The organism is Paucibacter sp. M5-1 (assembly GCF_027498415.2).
In the GTDB taxonomy this organism is placed as follows: Bacteria; Pseudomonadota; Gammaproteobacteria; order Burkholderiales; family Burkholderiaceae_C; genus Roseateles_E.
Map to the genome: position 1 here is coordinate 3,070,594 of NZ_JAPZLM020000001.1, position 22,271 is coordinate 3,092,864.

Sequence of the window (22,271 nt, forward strand, 5' to 3'; positions counted from 1 at the left end):
TGCCAACCCGCGCCCATGCTCTCGACCGATCTCGCCCCTCTCCGCCCGCCAATCCACATCGCCCGCCAATGGCTGGCCCTGCTCGCCGCCGCCAGTCTGGCCTGGGCTGGCGCGGCCTGGTGGCTGCAGACCGAGCGCAGCGCGCTGCAGCGGCACGAAAGCGAGAAGCTGCAAGTGCTGGTGCAGACGCTGGACGGCATCGTCTCGCAGCAGATGCTGGCGATCAAGGCGGCGCTGGACACCGTGGCCGTGCAGCGCCGGGGCTGGCGCGCCGAGCGGCTGCCGCAGGACAGCGCCGCGCTGCTGCAGACCCTGGCACGCGCCATGCCCGGCGTGCGCGTGCTGATGCTGGTCGATGCCCAGGGTCGGGTGCGAGCCAGCTCGGTGCCGCAGCTGCTGGGCCTGGATGTGCGCTCGCGCGACTACTTCAGCATGCCGCAACAGCGGCCCGATCCCGGGCTGCTCTATGTCTCGCCGCCGTTTCGCAGCGTCATGGGCGTGCACACGCTGACGCTGGCGCGGGCCTTGTTCGATGCCCAAGGCCGTTTCGAGGGCGTGGTCACCGCCAGCCTGGACCCGGACTACTTCCGCCTGGTGCTGGAGACCGCCCAGCCCTCGCCCGACACCTGGAGTGCACTGGCACACACCGGCGGCTTGCTGTTCAGCATGACGCCGCCCGATGAGCGCTGGATAGGCCGCAATCTGCTGGCCATGCCGGACTCCATCCTGGCCCGCCATCTGGCCAGCGGCCAAAGCGCCAGCCTGCACCGCATGCGCGCCCAGATCAGCCAGGACGAGCGCTTGGCCGCCGCCCGCCATGTCAGCCCGGCCGGCTTGCGCACCGATGCCGGCCTGCTGGTGGCCGTCGGGCGGGCGCTGCAAGGCATCGAGGCGCCCTGGCGGCGCCAGCTCCATGCGGTGCTGCTGATCGGCGGCCTGCTGTCGCTGGGCATGGCGGCGGCCCTGCTGCTGTGGCAGCGCCGCCAGCGCCTGATCTTCGCGACGGCTCAGCAGGCCGCCTTCAAGCTGCAGGAGCAGGCCCAGCACACCCAGGCCATCCTCGACCATATGGTGGACGCGGTGATCACGATAGACAGCGCCGGGCAGATCGCCTCCTTCAACCCGGCGGCGGAGCGCATCTTCGGCTACCCGGCGGTGGAGGCCATAGGCCGCAATATCAGCCTGCTGATGCCCGCGCCAGACAGCGGGCGACACGACGACTATCTGAGGCGCTATCTGGCCGGCGGTCCGGCGCGCGTGATCGGCCAGGGCCGCGATGTCGATGGCCGCCGCAAGAGCGGCGAGGTGTTCCCGATGAGCCTGGCCGTCTCGCGCATCGAGCGTCGTGGCCAGACCCTGTTCATCGGCCTGGCCCGCGACATCTCCGAGCGCAAGCGCGCCGAGGCTGCGATCGAACGGCTGGCCTTCTACGACCCGCTGACCACCCTGCCGAATCGCCGCCTGCTGCTGGACCGGCTGGCGCAAAGCCTGGCCGCCAGCCAGCGCAGCGGCCGGCATGGCGCGGTGCTGTTCATCGACATCGACAACTTCAAATCGCTCAACGACACCCTGGGTCACGGCATGGGCGACCGCCTGCTCAAAAGCATGGCCCAGCGCCTGCAGGCCGCGCTGCGCGCGCAGGATTCGGTGGCGCGCTGGGGCGGCGACGAGTTCGTCGTGCTGCTGCAAGACCTCGGTGCGGACGCCGGCGTCGCCGCCCTGCATGCCGAGGCGGCCGCCGAGAAGCTGCTGCGTGTGCTGGGCCAGCCCTACCAGCTCGACGAACACCTGCACCACAGCACGCCCAGCATAGGCATCGTGATCTGGGGCGCCGGCGACACCAGCAGCGAAGACCTGCTCAAGCATGCCGACCATGCGATGTACCAGGCCAAGGCGGCCGGGCGCAACCAGCTGTGCTTCTTCGACCCGCTGACCCAGGCGGCGCTGGCCGAGCGCGCCGCGCTGGAGGCCGATCTGCGCGAGGCCTTGCCGCTCGGACAGCTGGAGCTGCACTACCAGGCCCAGGTCGGCCGCGACGGCGCTCTGCTGGGCGCCGAAACCCTGTTGCGCTGGCGCCATCCGGCGCGCGGCTTTGTCTCGCCGGCCGTCTTCATCCCGCTGGCCGAGCAGACCGGCCTGATCGGCCCGCTGGGCGAGTGGGTGATGCAGCAGGCCTGCGCCCGGCTGGCCGCCTGGGCCACGCAGCCGGCGCTGGCCGGGCTCAGCCTGGCCGTCAATGTCAGCGCCCACCAGTTCCGCCAGAAAGGCTTTCTGGGCCTGATGCAGCAGTTGCTGGCGCGCAGCGGCGCACCGACCGAGCGGCTCAAGATCGAGCTGACCGAGAGCGCCCTGGTCAACGATGTCGAGGCCGTGATCGCGCTGATGAACGAGCTGCGCCGGCTCGGCCTGGCGGTCTCGCTGGACGATTTCGGCACCGGCTATTCCTCGCTGGCCTATCTCAAGCGCTTGCCGCTGAACCAGCTGAAGATAGACCAGAGCTTTGTGCGCGATCTGATCGATGAGCCGAACGCCCGCGCGATCGCCCGCACCGTGATCCAGCTCGGCGACAGCCTGGGCCTGCAGGTGATCGCCGAGGGCGTCGAGACCGAGGCACAGCGCGCGCTGCTGGCCGGGCTGGGCTGCCATGCCTTCCAGGGCTATCTGTTCAGCCGGCCGCTGCCGGTGGCCGCGTTCGAGGCGCTGGCCGGGAGCTGGAACGCCGTGGGCAAGGCCGCCTAGACAGAAAGGGGACAATACGGCCCTGCTTCCACGCATCTTGAGCCATGTCCCAGAACGAAACCCTGCATCTTTTCCTGTCCTGCGCCAGCGGCGTCGAGCCCTGGCTGGAACAGGAGGTGCGCGCCATCCTGCCCAAGACCCATACCGAGGCCTTGCGCGGCGGCGTCGCGGTCAAGAGCAATGCCGAGGGGGTGATGAAGCTCAATCTGGAGAGCCGGCTGGCGCAGCGCGTATTGATCGAGCTGATCGACGGCCCCTACCGCCATGAGGACGACCTCTACACGCTGGCACGCAAGATCGACTGGACCCAGTGGATCACGCCGGCCCACACGATACGGGTCGACATCGTCGCGCAGCGCTCGCCGCTGCAAAGCCTGAACTTCACGACCCTGCGCATCAAGGACGCTATCTGCGATGTGATGCGCGAGGCCACCGGCGAGCGCCCCAGCGTCGACACCCGCCACCCCGACCTGCCCATCATCATGCATGTGGGCCCGGAGTACGCGACCATCTATGTGGACAGCTCGGGCGAGCCGCTGTTCAAGCGCGGCTGGCGCGAGGACAAGGGCGATGCGCCGCTGAAGGAAACCCTGGCCGCCGCGATGCTGGCGGCCGCCGGCTGGAAGGGCACGCCCGAGACCGGTGGTGCGCTGCTGGATCCCTGCTGTGGCTCGGGCACCATCGCCGTCGAGGCCGCGCAGATCGCCTGCGGCATGGCCGCCGGCATGCAGCGCCGCTTCGCCTTCGAGCGTCAACTGCCTTTTGTGCCGCTGCGCGGCCGCTTCCAGGCCATCAAGCAGGCCGCCCAGGACCGCGAGCATGCGCCGGCCGTGCCGATCTTCTGCAGCGATGTGGCCTTCCGCATGGTCGACTTCGCGCGCCGCAATGCCGAGCGCGCCGGCGTTGCCCAGTACATCCAGTTCAATGGCGGCGACGCGCTGGAGCGCCCGGCGCCCGAGCTGCCCGAGGGCATGCCCGGCACCGTGATGCTGAACCCGCCCTATGGCGAGCGCATCGAGGTGCGCGGCAAGGCCGGTGTGCAATCGATGAGCCGCGATGCCGGCGGCTCCGAGGCCCGCGACGGCGGCGATGATTTCTTCCCGCGCCTGGCCGCGCACTGGAAGCGCGCCTACACGCAGAACCCGGCCGGCTGGACCGCCTGGCTGCTGTGCCCGGATATGAAGCTGCCCAGCAAGATGCGGCTGAAGGAGTCGCGCAAGATCCCGATGTGGAACGGCCCGATCGAATGCCGCATGTTCAAGTTCGAGCTGGTGGCCGGCTCGGCGCGCAAGGAAAAATCAGCCCCAGACCCTGAGGCGAGCGGCAGCTGACGCTGCTTTGCGGGACAAGCAGCCGGCGCTGAAGGCCGCTGCGGCAGCCGCCAACTAACGCGCAGCTAACGCAGGCCCGGCCCAATGGCACCGTGCCTCGCCGAGGGCCGCCCGAGCGACGACGCTGGGCGATGCACAACGGTGCCGCGCCGGCGACCTATCGCCGGCCGGCGGCTCATCTCGTGCATGTCTTTCGGGGGACTCTTGCCATGATCCGCAAACTCTACGCCGCCGCCCTGCTGGCCCTTGCCTCTACCTTGCCGGCCCAGGCCCACCAGGGGGTGTCAATGGCCTTCAACTACACCGACTTCAGCAGTTGGAGCGTCTACGGCAGTGCCAGCGCCGCCAACAGCACGCCGGGCAACGGCTTCACCTACAGCGTGCTGGCGCTGACCCAGCCCGGCAGCAACGACAGCGTCGGTGCCGCCTTTGCGCCCGCGCCCATCGCCCTGAACCTCAACGAGGCTTTCAGCTTCGATTTCTACTTCTACATCGTCGGTGATGCGCTGCGCGGCGACGGGCTGAGCTTCACGCTGGCGCGCGAGCCGGGCAGCGGCGGCTCCGGCAGCGCGCTGGGCTACGAGGGCATCGAACACAGCGTGGCGCTGGCGATCGACACCTTCAACTTCGACGACGAACCCGCCTCACCCAGCCTGCAGCTGCTGCAGAACGGCTCGACCCAGCCCCTGGCCGTCACCGAGACCGGCCTGGGCGACGACATCCGCAACAGCTGGGCGCAGAGCCTGGTGACCCTGAGCTTCACCCCCTCGGGCATGGGCGACGCCACCGGCACGCTGAGCGGCAGCTTTCTCTATTACACGATGCCCGACGATCCCTTCAGCTACACCGTCTACACGGTGTCCTCGGCCGTCGACCTCAGCAGCCTGCTGGCCGAAGGCCAGAACCCCGAAGACGCCCTGCTCTACTACGGCTTCACCGCCGCCAACGGCGCCGCCAGCGACGGCCACTTCATTGCCAGCGCCGCGCCGGTGCCCGAGCCCGGCGCCGGCCTGATGCTGCTGGCCGGCCTGGCCAGCCTGGCCTGGGTGGGCGCACGGCGCCGCGCGGGCCGCCGCTAGCGCGTCGTCCTAGGTTTGCTGCGCCAGCAGGTTGTGAAAGGGCTTGCGGCTCTTCCAGCGATAGCTGCCGAAGTCGCGCTCGTCGGTGGTGAGGATGCGGCCGTGATCCAGATGCTCCGCCAGCAGGACCAAGGAGGCATCAGCCAGATCCATCGGCAGGCTGGCATAGCGCCGCATCAGTGCGGGGATGGTGGTGACCCGTGCCGGGGCGATATCCCAAACCAGCAAGCCGCCATCGGCCACCTCGCTCATCAAAGCCTGCGAGAAACGCAGGCCCAGGCGCCGGCCGATCAGATGGGTCGCCTCCGTCAGCACCGGCCAGGTCGTGACCCAGCCTTCCTGCGCGGTGGGCAGGGCCGCGACGGCGCGCGCATGCCAGGCATCGCTCTTGTCGAGCAGTGCATAGATGAAACCGGTATCGACGGCAATCATCGACCGTCTTTGGTGCGCCCGACCTTGCTCTGAGTGGGGTACTTGGCGTCCAGACCTTCAGCCAGATACTGCTTGACCTTGGCGGAGACATCGCTGCGGCCGCTGTCTCCCTGACCGATCAAGCCGGACAGATGCTTGAGCTGGCTGCCTTCACCGCGAACATGGCGGTAGTAGAAGTCCACGCTCTCACGCAGCACCTCGCTGACCGTCCGGCCCGAGCTGGCCGCCAGATACTCGACCTGCTGTTCGGCGACGCCCTCGAATCTTGCGTTGACGCGCATCGCGACTCCTGTTCGTGAAGCTGAGGCCCGATTGTATGACAGCGCATGACAAGCCTGCGAGCCCTCTCACCGCGCCAGCTGCACCGCAGCCGCCAGGCTCAGCCGCTCGCCCTCGGCCCACAACGCCGCCAGGCGAGCGGGCTCGAGCTGGCAAGCGGCCAGGCGTCGCAGCCGGCGCAGGTCGTGGTGGTCGCTGCGGCCCAGGGCGCCGAAATGCCTGCTCCAGTAGCGGGCGATGAAGGCGGCCAGCAGCACGGCGCGCTCGGCATCGCGCAGATGGGCGAGCGCGCGCGGCAGATTCCACAGGCCATAGGCCAGATCATGCGGCGACAGACAGTCCCAGGCCAGCACGATGCAGGCCCGGTAGCTGGCCGCCGCCTCGGGCCAGCGCCGCAACGCGGCCAGGGTCTCGCCCTGCACATTCAGCGACTGGCCGAGACGGCGCCAGTCCTGCAGCGCGCGTGCGGCCTCGATCAGGCCACTCAGCCGCAGCAGCGCCTGTGCATGGCGGCCGGCATTGTGCTCCGACACGGCCAGGTTGTAGTGCCCGCTATTGATCTGGTAGGGGTTGCCGAGCCGCTCCCACAGCGCCAGGGCCTGGCCATGCAAGGCCTCGCCGCGCGCGGCATCGCGGCCGACATTGGCGATGAAGGCCTGCAGCGCCAGCAGGCTGGCTTGCAGATCGAGGTCAGCCCCGGCGTGCGCCAGCTGCAGGGCCTCGGCTATCACCGGACTCAGGCCCTGCTCGCGCCGGCTGCTGCGCCAGCGTACCCGGGCCCAGGCATGCAGGGCCCGGCCGCGCCAGGCACTGCCGGGCGGCGCGCCATCGAGGCCGGCCTGGGCATGCTGGCGGGCCCGCTCCTGCTCGCCGGCGTTGAACAGCAGCGGCGCCAGCAGACTGTGGCCCTGGCTGCGCAGCATAGTGTCGGTACAGGCCTGCACCGCGCGTTCCAGCAGGGCCAGGGTATCGGCGGGCGGGGCCACATCCTCGAACAGGCGCGCCAGCGGCAGGGCCAGCGCTATCGCATCAGCCGGCGCCCCATCGGCCAGCGCGCTGGCGAAAGCGGCCTGCAGATTGGGCAGCTCGGCGCGCAGCTCGCCCAGCTCGACCGCGGCCGGCAGACCCCTTGCCCAGGCCAGCATCCAGTGGCGATGGCGGGCCCGGCCGGCGGCCATGAGCTGCTCGTCAAGCTGGCATGCGGCGTACTCGCGCACCGGCTCGCCAATGATGAAGCGCGGCTCACCGCCGGCATGGGCGACCCGCAGCAGCGAGTGCGCCACCAGCTCGTCCAGGCCCGGTCGCGTGGCGGCGCAGACCTGGCGGGCCGCCGCCGCCGTGAAGCTGCCCTGGAACACGGTCAGCCCGGCCAGCAGGCCCTGCTCGGCCGGGCTCAGCAGCTGCCAGCTCCAGGCGATCACCGCCTGCATCGAGGCATGGCGCGGGTCCACGCCGCTGCGCGGTCCCTGGCGCTGCAGCAGGGCCAGCGCGCTGCCGCTCGCCGCTTGCTGCATCTCGGCCAGCAGGCCGGCCACCGACAGGCTGCGCAGCCGCGCGGCCGCCAGCTCGATGGCCAGCGGCATGCCGTCCAGCAGTTGCAGCAGCGCCACCAGATCGGCCTGCTCCTCGGGCCCCGGCGCGAAATCCGGCCGCACCGCACGGGCCCGGTCGACGAACAAGGCCAGCGCCGGGCTGGCCAGCGCCTCGGCAGACGACATCGCGCGCGCCGGCAGCGCCATGGGCGCGAGCTGCCACTCGCACTCGCCGTCCAGGCCCAGCACCCGCCGCGAGCTGACCAGCAGATGCAGGCCCGGCAGCTCGGCCAGCAGCCGCGCCACCAGGGCCTCGCCGACGCCGCAGAGCTGCTCGAAGTTGTCCAGCACCAGCAGCGCCCGGCGGTCGGCCAGTCCCAGCAGCAGGGCCGCCAGCGGATCGCTGCCCACGGCCAGCTGCAGCGCGGCGGCCAGCGCGTGGACCAGTTGCTCCTCGCTGCGGCAGTCCAGCAGCGGTACGAAGGCCAGCAGGTCAAAGGCCTCGGCTGCCTGCAGTGCGTGTGCCGTCTCCACCGCGAGCCGGGTCTTGCCGCTGCCGCCCGGGCCCAGCAGCGTGATCAGGCGGCGCCTGTGCACGGCCTGCTGCAGACGCTCGCCGGCGCGCTCGAAGAAACGGGTCAGATAGACCGGCAGCGCCCGCGTGGCCGGGCGCTGTGCGGGCCGCTGCAGGGCCAGATGCTGCCGGGCGGCCTCGAACAGGGCCGCCAGACGCAGCCGCTCCTCGTCGATCCAGTCCTCGTAGAAGCCGGGCATGAACTCGCCACCATAGGCCGCGCAGGCCTCGGCGAGGCGCCCCGCGCCCAGCAGCGCCTCGAACTGCCGCACATCGCAAGACAGCGCACCCCCGCGCAGGCGCAGGCTGAGGCGGTCGGACTCCAGCACGTCAGCACCTGTCGCCAGGGCCTGGCGCAGCATGAAGACGGTCTGGCGCAGGCGGTTGCGGCCGGTAGCCAGGTCCACGCCCGGCCACAGCAGCTCGATCAGTTCCTCGCGCGCATGGCTGCGCTGGGGCTGCAGGGCCAGGCGGGCCAGCAGCGCGGCGGCGCTACGGCTGCCGAAGTGGTGCAGCGCCGGTTCCTGCTCGCCGGCGCGGGCGCTGATGGCGCCCAGCAGGCGCAGACTCCAGGGCCGGGCGAACTGTTCCATGCCCGGCGCCTGCGCCTCAGGACAGGGCCAGCCACGCCAGCACCGCCAGCGGTGCGGTGTCGGCCCGCAGGATGCGTGGGCCCAGATTCATCGCGACGAAACCGCGCTCGCGCGCCGCGTCCTCCTCGGCCGCGCTGAGCCCGCCTTCCGGCCCGCTCAGCACCAAGGTGCGCGGCGCGGCGGCCTGGGCGGCCAGCGGCTGCGCCGAGCCGGGGCTCAGCAGCCAGCGGCGTTCCTGCCGCGGATCATGCGGGTTCAGGTCTTGCAGCCAGGCGGCCAATGTGCGCACCGGCGCGATGCGCGGCGGCCGGCTGCGACCACTCTGCTCGCAGGCAGCGATCGCCACGCCGCTCCAGTGCGCGACCTTTTTCTCGGCCCGCTCGGCATTCAGGCGCAGCACCGAGCGCTCGCTCATCAGCGGCTGTATGCCCGCCGCGCCCAGCTCGGTGGCCTTCTCGACCAGGCCATCCATGCGGTCATTGGCCGGCATCACGACGGCCAGGGTCACGTCTTGCGCCAGCTCGCGCTGCGCCGGCTGGCGGCTCAGCAGCTGCACCCGCACCTCGCTGCGGCCCATCGCCAGCACCTCGGCCTGCCATTCATCACCGCTGCCGTCGAACAGCGTGACGGCCGCACCGGGCTGTAGGCGCAAGACCTGCACATGGCGGGCGCAGGCCGGGGGAAGACTCAGCTCGCCGGGGCTGGCGAGCGCTTGATCGACAAAGAAACGCGGGGGCATGGCAACAACTCCTGGGCCGCCAGTGTGCCAGCAGTCAACGCCTTCCTCAGGCCTTCATCAGGCCGGCAGGCCCAGCGTCTGGCGCAGCTCGGCCGCGGCGGCCTCGCCCTTGCTCTGCTGCACCCGCTCGACCAGGCTTTGCGCCAGCTTCTGCAGCTCGGCCAGGTCATGGCACTGCTCGACCTCGAGCGCGAACACATAGCCCTTCATCAGGCCCAGCTGCTTGGTGGCCTGGCTGCTGAGATAGGCGTAGAGCTGCTGATAGTCGAGCTGAACTTCCGAAGCCGGCGTCTGCGGTGCCGGCGCGGCCTGTGGCGCTGCGACCGGCTTGGCAGCAGCGGCCGCGCCCGGGGCAATCAGCCCCTGCTCGATCAGGTAGGCGATGTCGGCCTCGCCGACGCCCTGGACCATGCCTAACCATTGCCTAGCGCTGCGGCTGCCATCGAGCACCAGCAATAGATTGCGGGTACTGCGCGACAGCGGCAACGCGCGCGCCTTGATCTCGGCACGGCCTGCCTCGGTCTTGATATAGCTCTGGTCCAGCATCGGTGTCTACCTCCGCCGCGACCTTAGCGCGGCGGCGGCCGCCCGGGCCAGGGGCGGCCTGCGCGCGGACTCACTTCTTGTCGCGTAATTCACGCCGGAGTATCTTGCCGACCGGCGTCTTGGGCAGCTCGGTGCGGAACTCCACCACCTTGGGCCGCTTGTAGCCGGTCAGATTGGCCTCGCAGTAGGCGCGCACATCAGCCTCGCTGAGCGCCGGGTTCTTCTTGACGATGACCACCTTGACCGCCTCGCCGGCCTTCGCATCGGGCACGCCGACCGCCGCCGCCTCCAGCACCCCGTCCATCTGCGTGATCACGTCCTCGATCTCGTTCGGATAGACATTGAAGCCGCTGACCAGAATCATGTCCTTCTTGCGATCGACGATGCGGAAGAAGCCGCGCTCGTCCACCGTGCCGATATCGCCAGTGCGGAAGAAGCCATCGGCCGTCATCACCTTGGCGGTCTCGTCCGGGCGCTGCCAGTAGCCGGCCATCACCTGCGGGCCGCGGATCGCGATCTCGCCGCTGGCGCCCGGTGCGACCTCCTTGCCCTCGTCATCGAGCAGGCACAGCTCGGTGCTGGGCAGGGGCAGGCCGATGGAGCCGGTGTAGGTGCTGCTGTCGGTCGGGTTGCAGCTGGCCACCGGCGAGGTCTCGGACAGGCCATAGCCCTCGACGATGGGGCAGCCGGTCTTCTCCAGCCACAGCTTGGCCGTGGCCTGCTGCACGGCCATGCCGCCGCCGACCGAGATCACCAGACCGCTCCAGTCCACCGTGTTGAACTCGGCATGGTTGGCCATCGCCAGGAACAGGGTGTTGACCGCCGGCAGGCTGTGGAAGCGGTGCTTGGACAGCTCCTTGAACACGGCCGGCAGATCGCGCGGATTCGGGATCAGGATGTTGCAGCCGCCCACATGCATGGACAGCATCATGTTGGTCGTGAAGCCGAAGATGTGATACAGCGGCAGCGCGCAGACGCTCATCAGCTGCTCGCCCTGCGGCACTTTCTTGAGCGCCGGCTGATACCAGGCCTCGGCCTGCAAGGTATTGGCCACCAGATTGCGGTGCAGCAGCACCGCGCCCTTGGACACGCCGGTCGTGCCGCCGGTGTACTGGAGCACCGCGATATCGCCACCGGCCACCTTGGGCGCCTTGTAGCTCAGGCCGCGCCCCTTGGCCACCGCGTCGTTGAAGCGCACCGCGCCGGGCAGCTCATAGGGCGGCACCAGCTTCTTCACCTTGCGCACGACATAGTTGACGATCAGCCCCTTGGGGAAGCCCAGCATTTCGCCCATCGAGGCCAGCACGATGTGCTTGGTCGGCACCGCATTGAGGCACTGCTGCAAGGTGGCGGCAAAGTTCTCCAGGATCACGATGGCCTTGGCGCCCGCGTCCTTGAGCTGATGTTCCAACTCGCGCGGCGTGTACAGCGGGTTGACGTTGACCACCACCAGGCCGGCGCGCAGCACGGCGGCAACGGCCACCGGGTACTGCATCACATTGGGCATCATCAGCGCGACGCGATCACCCTTCTCCAGGCCCAGGCTCTGGAAGTAGGCAGCCAGCGCGCGCGAGGCTTCATCGATCTCGCCAAAGCTGATGGCGCGGCCCAGCATTTTGTAGGCCGGCTGTTGCGGGTACTTCTTGAACGCCCCCTCCATCAGGTCCACCAAGGACGGATACAGATCCGCATTGATGTCCGCCGGCACGCCGGCCGGGTAGTTCTTGAGCCAAATCTTCTCCATCAATGTCTCCATGTCGCGCCCGCGATTCTCTCCGATGCCGGCTGGCGCCAGCATCAGGGGATTCGATAGCGGTGCGCGGGGTGCCCGATCTGGTGTCGTCGGGCACTGTTGTGGGGCTCGCGCCCGCTGCTTGTCTACTCGACCGCCTTGAGCATGTCCTCGACGACCTTCTTCGCATCGCCGAACACCATCATGGTCTTGTCCATGTAGAAGAGCTCGTTGTCCAGGCCGGCATAGCCGGCCGCCATCGAGCGCTTGTTGACGATGATGGTCTTGGCCTTGTAGGCCTCCAGGATGGGCATGCCGTAGATCGCGCTGCCCTTGGTGTGGGCGGCGGGGTTCACGACATCGTTGGCACCCAGGATGATGGCCACATCGGCCTGGCCGAACTCGGCATTGATGTCCTCCATCTCGAACACCTGGTCGTAGGGCACCTCGGCCTCGGCCAGCAAGACGTTCATATGGCCGGGCATGCGGCCGGCCACCGGATGGATCGCGTACTTGACCGTCACACCTTTCTCGGTGAGTTTGGCGGCCAGCTCCTTGACCGCGTGCTGGGCGCGCGCCACCGCCAGGCCATAACCCGGCACGATGATGACGCTCTCGGCATTGCCCATGATGAAGGCGGCATCGTCGGCGCTGCCGCTCTTGACGCTGCGCTGTGCGCCGCCGCCGGCCGCCGCCGTGGTGGCGTCGCCACCGAAGCCGCCAAGGATCACGTTGAAGAAGGAGCGGTTCATCGCCTTGCACATGATGTAGCTCAGGATCGCACCCGAGGAGCCCACCAGCGAGCCGGCAATGATCAGCATGCTGTTGTTCAGCGAGAAGCCGATGCCGGCGGCCGCCCAGCCCGAATAGCTGTTCAGCATGGACACCACCACCGGCATGTCGGCGCCGCCGATCGGGATGATCAAGAGCACGCCCAGCACCAGGCCCAGCGCGATGATGATGCCGAAGTCCATCCAGCTCTCGGAGTGCCAGTAGCCGAAGCAGAAGAAAGCCGCCGCCAGGCCCAGGGCCAGATTGAGCTTGTGCTGGCCGGCAAAGCTGACCGGCGCGCCCTGGAACAATCTGAACTTGTACTTGCCCGACAGCTTGCCGAAGGCGATCACCGAGCCGCTGAAGGTGATGGCGCCGATGAAGGCGCCCAAGGCCAGCTCGATGCGGTTGCCGCCAGGGATCGCCCCGCCCTTGGCCGTGATGCCGAAGGCCCAGGGCTCGACCACCGCTGTGGCCGCGATGAAGACCGCCGCCAGGCCGATCATGCTGTGCATGAAAGCCACCAGCTCGGGCATCTTGGTCATCTCGACCTTGTTGGCCATATAGGCACCGATGCCGCCGCCGATCACCAGGCCGGCCAGCACATAGCTCATGCCCAGGGCGCGGCCATCGGCCAGCTTGACGATCAGCGCCGCCGTGGTCAGCACGGCGATGGTCATGCCCACCATGCCGAAGAGATTGCCGCGGATCGAGGTGGTCGGGTGCGACAGGCCCTTGAGCGCCTGGATGAAGCAGACACTGGCGACCAGATAAAGCAGGGTGACGACATCGAGGCTCATCGCTGGCCCTCCTTCTTGGCCGCGGGCTTGTCTTTCTTCTTGAACATCTCCAGCATCCGGCGCGTCACCAGAAAGCCGCCGAACACGTTCACCGCAGCGAGCGCCACGGCCAGCGTGCCCATGATCTTGCCGGCATTGGTCTCGGTCAGCGCGGCGGCCAGCATGGCACCGACGATGACAATGGCCGAGATCGCGTTGGTGACGGCCATCAGCGGCGTGTGCAGGGCCGGGGTGACGGTCCAGACCACGTGGTAGCCGACATAGATGGCCAGCACGAAGATGATCAGATTGGTGATGGTGGGGTTGACGAAATCCATGGGGTTCAGCTCCGTGTGACTTGACCGTCGCGACTCACCAGGCAGGCCGCCACGATGTCGTCGTCCATAGCCAGCTGGAACGCCCCCTCCTTCGTGAACACGAGCTTGAGGAAGTCCAGCACATTGCGCGCATACAGGGCCGAGGCATCGGCCGCCACCAGGGCGGCTAAGTTGGTCTCGCCGACCAGGGTCACACCATGCTTGATCACGGTGCGGTCCGCCTCGGTCAGCGGGCAGTTGCCGCCGACCCCGTCGGGGCCTTTGCCGGCCGCGATATCGACGATCACCGAACCCGGCTTCATGCTCTTGACCATCGCCTCGCTGACCAGCACCGGCGCGGCGCGGCCGGGGATCAGCGCGGTGGTGATCACCACATCGGCCTGGGCCACGCGCTTGGCCACCTCGACGCGCTGGCGCTCCAGCCAGCTCGGCGGCATCGGCTTGGCGTAGCCGCCGACACCGACCGCCGCTTCCTTCTCCTCATCGGTCTCGTAGGCCACATCGATGAACTTGGCGCCCAGGCTCTCGACCTGCTCCTTGACCGCCGGCCGCACATCCGAGGCCTCGATCACCGCGCCCAGGCGCTTGGCCGTCGCGATCGCCTGCAGGCCCGCGACGCCAACGCCCAGCACCACGACCCGCGCCGCCTTGACCGTGCCGGCCGCCGTCATCAGCATCGGGAAGAAGCGCTGGTAGCGGTCGGCCGCGATCATCACCGCCTTGTAGCCGGCGATATTGGCCTGCGAGCTCAGCACATCCATGCTCTGCGCACGGGTCGTGCGCGGCGCCGCCTCCAGCGCGAAGCTGGTCAGCCCGGCCGCGGCCAGCGACTCCAGCCCGGCGCGGTCAAAGGGGTTCAGCATGCCCACCAGCACCGTGCCCGGCTTGATCAGGCCGAGCTCCTCGGCGCTGGGGCTGCGCACCTTCAGCAGCAGCTCGGCGGCGAAGGCGGTAGCGCGATCGACAATCTCGGCGCCGGCGGCGGCATAGGCCTCGTCGGTGACGCTGGCGGCAAGGCCCGCCCCCGCCTCGACGCGCAAGACATGACCCTGCGCCTTCAGCTTCTTGGCCGTCTCCGGGGTCAGGGCCACACGGGTTTCTCCGGCCGCGCTTTCGCGCGGAACACCTATCAGCATCGGGAGTTCCTCCTGTTGCCGGCTGCGGCCCCGAACGGGGCTTGTTGCCGACGGACTAGCTTGCGCCGAGCTTACATGGGGTTTTTGGCGATCCGTGTTGCCGCTGCGACAGGGTTTTACCTAGCGGGCGGTGTAGGCTTGCGGCCGTTTAAGGCCCGCAAGCCGCCAAAGGAGGCGTGATGGCAGAAGGTTTCTTCGATCCCGCCGACATAGCGGTCCCGCAGGTCAGGGCAGACAGGCTGTGCGCCGCCATGGTTCGCATCCGGCCCAAGACCATGCTAGTGCTGGACATCGCCGAGTCCCAGGAGCAAGCCGATGCGCTGGCGCGCAACGAGATCCATGCGGACGGCTCGGAGCACTGGTACCGGTTCTTCACCCCTCAAGACCTGGGCCGGGTCAACGACGCCGAGTTTGCGATGGGCATGGTCAGGCATGAGTTCGCCCGGCTGGTCCGGGCGGGCAGCAGTTTTCCCGCCACCGTCCCGCTCGACGGCGGAGGCAGCGGTTTCGCGATCAGCACCGACGGCCGCCATGTGCTGAGCAACTACCACCTCGTCACCGGCGAGGTGGGCTACTACGGACGCGAAGCAGGGGCACTGGACGAGGAGGTCTTGTGCCGCGGCCTGTGCGCCGACGTGGCGGTTCGCAATGAGCGAGGCGGCTGGGACTGGGTGGCTGCGCGCGAAGTCTGGCTGGTTTCCAATCCGCCGAAGGCACGGGCGCTGTGGGATGACGGCCAAGGTCGGCTGCACCTGCGCGAAGACACCGCCTTGCTGCGCGTCGTGCCGCCGCCATCGGCCCATCTGCCACTGTCGCCACGCATGCCGGTGCTTGGCGAGCCGGTATGGATGGCGGGATTCCCGCTGCGCAGCGCGCGCCGGGTCGAAGCGCTAGCTGCAGGGCGCTATGCCGACGCAGATGGTTCACTCAGGGTCTCGACCGGCGTTGTCACGGCCCTCGAAGCGCCGGACTTTTTCACAAGCGATCTGGACGGGTCGATGGGCAACAGCGGATCACCCGTCTTCGACGCGCAAGGCCAGGTTATCGGCATGTTCACCCGCGCTGCGGGCAATGGCCCGCGCAATGCGTTCGAGTATGGCCATGTGCAGCGGGTTCATGTCACGACCGCCCTGACCGCCTCAGGCCTAGGACTGGCAACCATCGATGAGGCCGGCGGAGCTACAACGAGGCAATACGGCTATGCAGAGCAGTGAGCGCTTCAAACCCTCAGTCACGGTCGCCGCCATCATCGAGCGCGAGGGCCGGTATCTTCTGGTCGAGGAGCACACGCCCGAGGGGCTCAAGCTCAACAACCCGGCCGGCCATCTGGAGCAGGGCGAGACGCCGCTGCAGGGCGTGCTGCGCGAGGCGCTGGAGGAAACGGCCCACCACTTCCGGCCCGAGGCCTTGCTGGGCCTGTATATGTCGCGCTTCCAGCGTCCCCACACGGCCGAGGATGTGACCTATCTGCGCATCGCCTACTGCGGCGGCATCGAGGGCGAGGGACCGGTGCCCGGGCTGGCGCTGGACAAGGGCATCGTGCGCTGGCTGTGGCTGAGCCCGGACGAGATCGCGGCCGCGCGCGCGGCCGGCCGCTTGCGCAGCCCGCTGGTCTGGCAGTGCCTGCAGGACCACAGTGCCGGGCGGCGTCTGCCGCTGGACCTGATACAGGCCGACGACAGCCTGTTCAGGCCGGAGATCAAGTAGCGGGCGTGCGCCAGCGCTTGTAGGACCAGTACCAGTGCTCGGGGTGCTGGCGTATCACCTGCTCGAAACGCCGGTAGACCCGCCCCATCGCCCATGCCAGCTCGGCCGGTTGGCGCGGCAGCGGGTGCTCGACCAGGGTCTCGAAGACCACGCGGTAGCGGCCGGCCTCGCTGAGCACCGCATAGCCCAGCAACAGCGGCTTGCTGGCCAGCGCGGCCAGCATCACCGCGCCGCCCGGCGCCTGGGTGGCCCGGCCGAAGAAGCTGACCGGCATATCGCGGCCGTAGTGATCGCCATGCAGGGTGACATAGCCGCCGCGCTTGGCGGCACGTATCAGATCGAAGAAGCCACCGGGCTTGCTCTTGTGGACGCAGGCTATGCCGGCCGCCTGGTAAAGCCGGCTCACGCACTGCAGATGCGGCGGGATATTGGACATGGTGCTGGAGCGCCCCGTCAGCCGCTGCACCGCCAGCGCCACCACCTCGTAACAGCCCATATGCAGGGTCACGATGCTGGCCCCGCCGCCGCCCTCGATGATGCGGCGCGAGGTGCTGTCGTTGAACTCGATGTCCAGCTGCAGCTTGTCGAGCCAGAAGGTGTCAAGCACGCCCAGGCAGATATTGCGATAAGAGCGCAGCGCCAGGGTGCGGCGCTGCGCCGCGTCGAGCTGGGGCAGCGCGAGCGCCAGATTGGCCGCCAGCCTGGCATCGGTGCGCCTGGCAAAGCGCAGTATCAGCGGTGCCACGATGCCGGCAAAGCGCTGACGCTGGTGCGCCGACAGCCGGCCCAGCAGCCCCATCAGCAGCACGATGGCGCGATTGATCAGGCCGGCGCCCATCTCAGGCCGGCGCTGCCGTGCGGCCCATCGCCAGCCGGCGGCGCAAATGCAGCTCCAGGCTGCCGAAGCTGGCAAACACCGAGGCGTCGAGCTCCTCATCGGCCAGATCGATCTCGAAACGCTGTTCCAGTGCCATCACCACCTCCATTACCGACATCGAGTCCAGCTCGGGCACGGCCCCCAGCAAAAGCGTGTTCGCCTCGAATCCGCTGGTGTCGATGCCCATGGCCTCGGCCAGGATCGCGCGCAAGGCGCTGCTTGTATTCATGATGTTCTCTCCCCTAGGCCGTCACGGCGGCCTGCTGCACAGCGGGCGAAATTTAGCGGGCCGGCCGCGCTCGCGCATGAAGGCCCGATGAGTAGCGCCTGAAGACCCTGCGCGGCGCGGCTGGCGAGCCCTTGCGGGACAATCGGGCCATGAGTCAGAGAAAGCACCGCATCGTTGTCGGCCTGTCCGGCGGCGTCGATTCCGCCGTCACCGCCCACCTGCTGAAACAAGCCGGCCATGAGGTGGTGGGCATCTTCATGAAGAACTGGGAAGACGATGACGACAGCGAGTTCTGCTCGTCGAACATCGACTTCGTCGACGCGGCGGCGGTGGCCGATGTGATCGGCATCGAGATCGAGCATGTCAATTTCGCGGCCGACTACAAGGACCGGGTGTTCGCCGAGTTCCTGCGCGAGTACCAGGCCGGCCGCACACCCAACCCCGATGTGCTGTGCAATGCCGAGATCAAGTTCAAGGCCTTTCTGGACCATGCGATGCGTCTGGGCGCCGACAAGATCGCGACCGGCCACTACGCGCGCGTCAGGGAGGTCGGTGGCGCCTTCCAGTTGCTCAAGGGACTGGACCCGCTGAAAGACCAGAGCTATTTCCTGCACCGGCTGAACCAGGCCCAGCTGGCCAAGACCCTGTTCCCGGTCGGCGAGCTGGCCAAGACCGAGGTGCGCCGCATCGCCGAAGCCATCGGCCTGCCGAACGCGAAGAAGAAGGACTCGACCGGCATCTGCTTCATCGGCGAGCGCCCCTTCCGCGAGTTCCTGAACCGCTATCTGTCGCAGCAGCCGGGGCCTATCAAGGACGAGCGTGGCCGCAAGCTCGGCGAGCATGTCGGCCTGTCCTTCTACACCTTGGGCCAGCGCCAGGGCCTGGGCATAGGCGGCGTGAAGGAGAAGGGCGCGCCGCGCGGCGGTGGCGAGCACGAACCCTGGTTCGTCGCCCGCAAGGACCTGGACAGCAACACCCTGGTGGTCGTGCAAGGCCATCAGCACCCGCTGCTGCAAAGCCGTTCGCTGCTGGCCGACGATCTGAGCTGGACCGCCGGCACCATGCCCAACTTTGGTGGCTACGGCGCCAAGACCCGCTACCGCCAGGCCGATGCGGCCTGCGCGCTGACGCCGCAGCCCGGCGGCATCCGGCTGGACTTCGCCCAGCCGCAGTGGGCGGTGACGCCGGGCCAGAGCGCGGTGCTGTATGACGGAGAAGTCTGCCTCGGCGGCGGCGTGATTGCCGAGGCGATGGCATGACCTTAGTCACTGCCTGCAAACCCGCAGGCTGTGGCAGCCTCGCGGCTTTGCCGATTTCCTCTTGAACAACGCCCTGGACCGCCTGCTCGCCCGCATTGCCCAGCCCGGCTTCGTGCTGCGCGTCGCGGCGCTGGCGGTCTGCGTGCTGGAGCTGTGGTCCATCGTCGCGGCGCTGCGCGGGCGGCCGCAGACCGACCCTTATGACGGCGCGCTGGCCTCGCTGCACCTGCTGCGCGGCGGCCAGACCAGCGACACCGGCCTGATGCTGGCCAGCTTCGCGCTGGTGCTGCTGTTTGCCGCCGGCTTCTGGTGGCTGGCGCGCCGGGCCAGCGCCGACCGCACGCCGCCACAGGCGCTGGCCGCCATCGTCGCGCTGAACCTGTTAGCACTGATGGTCACGCCGGGCCTGCCCTTTCTGGTCACCGCGCTGGCCGCCGTGATGCTGCGGCTGCGGCCGGCCTTCGGCTTCGCGCTGGCCCAGGTGGTCGTCAATCTGACGCTCTATCTGCTGCTGCCCAGCGAGAGCCAGCAGCTCGAACAGCTGCGCTCGAATCAGTCGCTATGGCTGGACGGCCTGAGCCAGCTGATGGCCATGGTGGCCCTGCATGGCATGGCCTTCGGCCTGGGCCGCATGGCCGCCGCCGAGGCCGAGAAACGCCGCTGGCTGCAGGCCATGCTGGCCGAGAAGCTCAGCGCCGAGCGGCTGCTGGCCGAGCAGCTGCGCTATGCCGAACGGGCGCTGATGGCCCGCGAGCTGCACGATGTCGTGGGCCACCACCTGACCGCGCTGAATCTGCAGCTGCAGCTGGGCGGCGCACTCTTGCAGCGCGCCGATGCCGAAGGCGCGGCGCAGGCCGTCGAGAAGGCGCGCGGCAGCGCCGAGCGGCTGCTGGCCGATGTGCGCGAGGCCGTCACGGCCGAGCGCGCCTCGCAGCGCATCGATCTGAGCGAGGCCTTGCTGACCCTGGCCCAGGGGATTGCCAGCACCCGCATCGAGCTCGATATTGCCGAGGCCGCGCGCGACCTGAGCCCGCGCCTGGCCCATGCGCTGCTGCGCTGCGTGCAGGAGGCCGTCACCAACAGCGTGCGCCATGCCGGCGCCAGCCGGGTGCGGGTGGTGCTGAGCGCCGACAGCGAGTCCGTGACGGTGACGGTCGATGACGATGGCGGCGGCGCGGCGCGTCTGGTGGCCGGCAACGGCCTGACAGGCATGGCCGAGCGGATGAGCGAGCTGGGTGGACGGATGGCGGTGCGGCGCCAAAGCCCCGGCTTCATGATTGAACTGCATTGCCCGAGAGAGGCCTGATGATGAACAACCCGATCAAGGTGCTGCTGGTCGAGGACCAGCAGCTGGTGCGCGAAGGCCTGAAAGGCCTGCTGGCGCTGAGCCCCGAGATCCAGCTCGTCGGCGAGGCCGCCGATGGCGCCGAGGCGCTGGAGCTGCTCTCGCAGCCACAGGCCCTGCTGCCCGATGTGGTGCTGTCGGACATGCGCATGCCGCGACTGGACGGCCTGGGCCTGATCCGTGCGCTGGCGGCGCGGGCGCTGAACATCCCGGTGCTGCTGCTGACCACTTTCGACGATGCGGCCGCCTTCGACGAGGCGGTGCGCGCCGGCGCGCGCGGCTTTCTGCTGAAGGCCATCAGCCCCGAGACCCTGGTGCAGGCGCTGCGCGATGTCGCGGCCGGCGGCACCGCGCTGCGCCCGGGCCTGACCGAGCGCATGGGCCGGGTCGCCGCCAAGCTGGAGCGCGGCTTCGAGGCCACGCCCGAGCCCGACCCGCTCTCGCCCAAGGAGCTGCAGGTGCTGCGCCTGGTCGCCAGCGGCCGCAGCAACACCGAAATCGCCGCGCTGCTGGGCAATAGCGAGGGCGTGATCAAGAACCACTGCTCGGCGGTGTTCTCGAAGATGGGCGTGCGCGACCGCACCCAGGCGGTGCTCAGGGCGATCGATCTGGGCTGGATCTGAGGCGCGCGCCTAGAACCAGTAGTCCGCGACACAGCGGCCGTCGCGCGGCAGGTCGTCAAAGCTGTCGAGCCCGTCGAAGTGGTCGATAGGAATCGGCGCCACCGCCTCGGGTTCGGCCAGACGCAGATTCACCGCGATACGGGTGCGGCCCTGCTCATCCTTGCGCAGCCCGCGCCAGAAGGCGACGCAGCCGCAGTGCGGGCAGAAGTGGAATTCCAGCGCCCTGCCCCGCACATAGGCCTTGGACGGTCCGGACACCTGGATGCCCTCGCCTTCATAGTCATAGGCCCAGAGCGTGCCGTAGCGGCGGCAGGCCGTGCAGTTGCACGCCGTCGCGCCCTCCGGCTGGCCCTCGAACTGCCAGCGAATGGCGCCGCAAAGACAGGAACCCTGGATCATTGGAGCCTCGCCTTGCATGTCTGATGCCGGTGTCCGGCTGGAGAGCCCATCGGCTACGGCTTGGTCTTTGTTTCGCCGAAGTCTGCAGCTTGTTGCGCCCCCAGTCTAGCCAAGACAGCTTGCTTCGCGCCGATGGCTTACCCGGCTACAGCGCCAGCCGTGCCGCCCTGCGCGCTGCGCGCGCCTGCAAGGCGCTGGTCCGGCGCTGGCTGATCAGCGCCTTGCCATCATCCTCGCCGAACGCTGCGATGATCGTTGCGAACCGGTCGTCGGTCTGCGGGCAGTTCAGGGAATAGGCACGGCCACCATCGCGACGCCGCCACAGGCCGAAATCGATCAGCACGCGGCGCAGTTCCACATGGTCGATACGCAGCATGCCCTCACCGGCCTGCAGCCAGGCCAGCAGCGCCTCGTTCACCTCTTTCTCGCTGTATTCCTGGCCCGGGCTCAGACTCAGCGCCGCCAGCGACAGCATCAGCCAACGCTCTTCCTCGCCGAGACTGGCCAGAGACACCGCACTCTTGCGGCTGATCTGGTCCAGCATTTTCAGCGCCTTCTCCCGGCATTCGGTCGATGGCTGGTCGGTTTGCAGTTCCATAGGCAATCACTCCCGCATGGGCCTGTCGTCAATTTAGCCGATCAGGCGGTGGCCGGCTCGAAGTCATGCCGGTCCGCTCGTTCGCTCGCTCACTCCGCGGCCCCACGCCCCAGATGCAAGACCCAGAAGCGCTCATGCCGCCCCGGTGCGGCGGCGCAGGCCAGGCCGGCATCGCGGAATTCGGCCAGCATCAGGTTCTCGCAATGCCCGGGGCTGGCCAGCCACAGCGCCAGCGCCTCTTCCAGGCTGGCCGGCCCGGCGGCCAGGTTTTCTCCGCTCAGCCGCATGCGGTAGCCGGCGCGGTGCAGGCGCTCGCGCAGGCTGCGGGTCTTCAGGCCCTGGTGACTGAGGGTGTCGCGCTGCGCCAGCTCGCGGGCATGCTCGTCGGCCGAGGCGGCCAGCAGGGCCTGCCAGCGCAGCGCCGGCGCGGCCGGCATCGGCGCCGCGCCGCAGGAGCGTGGCTGCTCACGCAGCGCGTTGAGCCGGGCCAGCACCGAGGCCGCGTCCAGATCGTCCGGGCAGGGCAAGTCCTGACCCCGGGCGGAGCCCATCAACATCAGCGCCGGCAGCAGTAGCGCCAGCATCCTCAAGCTCGGCATTAAGACCTCTTCATGCGGAGCGAGATTATTGGCCC

At 68.8% G+C, this 22,271-nt stretch carries 22 protein-coding genes; 8 read left to right on the forward strand and 14 right to left on the reverse strand.

The genetic code is table 11. The annotated features are described in order from the left end of the window. Positions 1–15 precede the first annotated feature (15 nt). The 3 genes from O5M90_RS14370 (at position 16) to O5M90_RS14380 (ending at position 5,149) form a co-directional block, all read left to right on the forward strand. On the forward strand, positions 16–2,739 hold the full coding sequence (locus O5M90_RS14370; protein WP_269839280.1) for a bifunctional diguanylate cyclase/phosphodiesterase: 2,724 nt from the start codon (positions 16–18) through the stop codon (positions 2,737–2,739). A 44-nt stretch (positions 2,740–2,783) separates the two neighbouring features. Continuing rightward, the gene (locus O5M90_RS14375; RefSeq protein WP_269839281.1) at positions 2,784–4,070 is read left to right on the forward strand and encodes a THUMP domain-containing class I SAM-dependent RNA methyltransferase; all 1,287 of its coding nucleotides are present in this window, start codon (positions 2,784–2,786) and stop codon (positions 4,068–4,070) included. A 209-nt stretch (positions 4,071–4,279) separates the two neighbouring features. Further along, positions 4,280–5,149, forward strand: a complete 870-nt coding sequence (locus O5M90_RS14380; protein WP_269839282.1) for a PEP-CTERM sorting domain-containing protein — start codon at positions 4,280–4,282, stop codon at positions 5,147–5,149. Between the two features lie 9 nt (positions 5,150–5,158). Here O5M90_RS14380 and O5M90_RS14385 read toward each other — a convergent pair whose 3' ends face one another. The 9 genes from O5M90_RS14385 to O5M90_RS14425 form a co-directional block, all read right to left on the reverse strand. Then, a complete protein-coding gene (locus tag O5M90_RS14385) occupies positions 5,159–5,581 on the reverse strand; it encodes a type II toxin-antitoxin system VapC family toxin (protein ID WP_269839283.1) in 423 nt (140 codons plus the stop codon). Next, entirely contained in the window at positions 5,578–5,862 is a 285-nt protein-coding gene (locus O5M90_RS14390; protein ID WP_137942583.1) for a hypothetical protein, read from the reverse strand. Before O5M90_RS14390 ends, O5M90_RS14385 begins: the two co-directional genes overlap by 4 nt. 66 nt (positions 5,863–5,928) lie before the next feature. Continuing rightward, positions 5,929–8,559, reverse strand: a complete 2,631-nt coding sequence (locus O5M90_RS14395; protein WP_269839284.1) for an ATP-binding protein — start codon at positions 8,557–8,559, stop codon at positions 5,929–5,931. A gap of 16 nt (positions 8,560–8,575) precedes the next feature. Further along, positions 8,576–9,298 (reverse strand): 16S rRNA (uracil(1498)-N(3))-methyltransferase, encoded by a 723-nt coding sequence (locus O5M90_RS14400; protein ID WP_269839285.1) that lies wholly within the window; start codon positions 9,296–9,298, stop codon positions 8,576–8,578. Positions 9,299–9,355: 57 nt separating this feature from the next. Beyond that, positions 9,356–9,844 carry a hypothetical protein gene (locus tag O5M90_RS14405; RefSeq protein ID WP_269839286.1) on the reverse strand — a complete coding sequence of 163 codons (489 nt, stop codon included), beginning with the start codon at positions 9,842–9,844 and terminating at the stop codon, positions 9,356–9,358. 70 nt (positions 9,845–9,914) lie between these two features. Next, positions 9,915–11,588: a long-chain-fatty-acid--CoA ligase gene (locus O5M90_RS14410; RefSeq protein WP_269839287.1), complete on the reverse strand. Its 1,674-nt coding sequence runs from the start codon at positions 11,586–11,588 to the stop codon at positions 9,915–9,917. Positions 11,589–11,722: 134 nt separating this feature from the next. Beyond that, positions 11,723–13,147, reverse strand: coding sequence for an NAD(P)(+) transhydrogenase (Re/Si-specific) subunit beta (locus O5M90_RS14415; RefSeq protein ID WP_137942578.1), 1,425 nt, complete (start codon positions 13,145–13,147; stop codon positions 11,723–11,725). Further along, positions 13,144–13,464 carry an NAD(P) transhydrogenase subunit alpha gene (locus O5M90_RS14420; protein ID WP_137942577.1) on the reverse strand — a complete coding sequence of 107 codons (321 nt, stop codon included), beginning with the start codon at positions 13,462–13,464 and terminating at the stop codon, positions 13,144–13,146. The genes O5M90_RS14415 and O5M90_RS14420 overlap by 4 nt, the downstream gene beginning before the upstream one ends. Before the next feature lie 5 nt (positions 13,465–13,469). Then, positions 13,470–14,600 (reverse strand): Re/Si-specific NAD(P)(+) transhydrogenase subunit alpha, encoded by a 1,131-nt coding sequence (locus O5M90_RS14425; protein WP_137942576.1) that lies wholly within the window; start codon positions 14,598–14,600, stop codon positions 13,470–13,472. A gap of 179 nt (positions 14,601–14,779) precedes the next feature. Here O5M90_RS14425 and O5M90_RS14430 point away from each other — a divergent pair, with 179 nt between their 5' ends. Both O5M90_RS14430 and O5M90_RS14435 read left to right on the forward strand, forming a co-directional pair. Next, complete coding sequence (locus tag O5M90_RS14430) at positions 14,780–15,814, forward strand: S1 family peptidase (protein ID WP_269839288.1); 1,035 nt, start codon at positions 14,780–14,782, stop codon at positions 15,812–15,814. Next, complete coding sequence (locus O5M90_RS14435; protein ID WP_269839289.1) at positions 15,801–16,307, forward strand: NUDIX domain-containing protein; 507 nt, start codon at positions 15,801–15,803, stop codon at positions 16,305–16,307. Before O5M90_RS14430 ends, O5M90_RS14435 begins: the two co-directional genes overlap by 14 nt. Here the strand turns inward: O5M90_RS14435 and O5M90_RS14440 are convergent. After that, entirely contained in the window at positions 16,300–17,145 is an 846-nt protein-coding gene (locus O5M90_RS14440) for a lysophospholipid acyltransferase family protein (RefSeq protein WP_269839290.1), read from the reverse strand. The genes O5M90_RS14435 and O5M90_RS14440 overlap by 8 nt on opposite strands. A gap of 1 nt (position 17,146) precedes the next feature. Continuing rightward, positions 17,147–17,413, reverse strand: a complete 267-nt coding sequence (locus O5M90_RS14445) for an acyl carrier protein (RefSeq protein ID WP_269839291.1) — start codon at positions 17,411–17,413, stop codon at positions 17,147–17,149. Between the two features lie 149 nt (positions 17,414–17,562). Here O5M90_RS14445 and mnmA point away from each other — a divergent pair, with 149 nt between their 5' ends. From mnmA to O5M90_RS14460, 3 genes are all read left to right on the forward strand, one after another. After that, positions 17,563–18,672 carry a tRNA 2-thiouridine(34) synthase MnmA gene (gene mnmA / locus O5M90_RS14450; RefSeq protein WP_137942572.1) on the forward strand — a complete coding sequence of 370 codons (1,110 nt, stop codon included), beginning with the start codon at positions 17,563–17,565 and terminating at the stop codon, positions 18,670–18,672. A 61-nt stretch (positions 18,673–18,733) separates the two neighbouring features. Then, positions 18,734–19,978, forward strand: coding sequence for a sensor histidine kinase (locus O5M90_RS14455; protein ID WP_269839292.1), 1,245 nt, complete (start codon positions 18,734–18,736; stop codon positions 19,976–19,978). Next, positions 19,978–20,640 carry a response regulator gene (locus O5M90_RS14460; protein WP_440402126.1) on the forward strand — a complete coding sequence of 221 codons (663 nt, stop codon included), beginning with the start codon at positions 19,978–19,980 and terminating at the stop codon, positions 20,638–20,640. The genes O5M90_RS14455 and O5M90_RS14460 overlap by 1 nt, the downstream gene beginning before the upstream one ends. A 9-nt stretch (positions 20,641–20,649) precedes the next feature. Here the strand turns inward: O5M90_RS14460 and O5M90_RS14465 are convergent, their stop codons facing one another. The 3 genes from O5M90_RS14465 to O5M90_RS14475 all read right to left on the reverse strand — a co-directional run bounded on the left by O5M90_RS14465 (position 20,650) and on the right by O5M90_RS14475 (position 22,236). After that, positions 20,650–21,039, reverse strand: coding sequence for a GFA family protein (locus tag O5M90_RS14465; protein WP_269839293.1), 390 nt, complete (start codon positions 21,037–21,039; stop codon positions 20,650–20,652). A 145-nt stretch (positions 21,040–21,184) separates the two neighbouring features. Continuing rightward, positions 21,185–21,637 carry a DUF2087 domain-containing protein gene (locus O5M90_RS14470; protein WP_269839294.1) on the reverse strand — a complete coding sequence of 151 codons (453 nt, stop codon included), beginning with the start codon at positions 21,635–21,637 and terminating at the stop codon, positions 21,185–21,187. Positions 21,638–21,726: 89 nt separating this feature from the next. Then, complete coding sequence (locus O5M90_RS14475; RefSeq protein WP_269839295.1) at positions 21,727–22,236, reverse strand: CAP domain-containing protein; 510 nt, start codon at positions 22,234–22,236, stop codon at positions 21,727–21,729. Between the last annotated feature and the right edge of the window lie 35 nt (positions 22,237–22,271).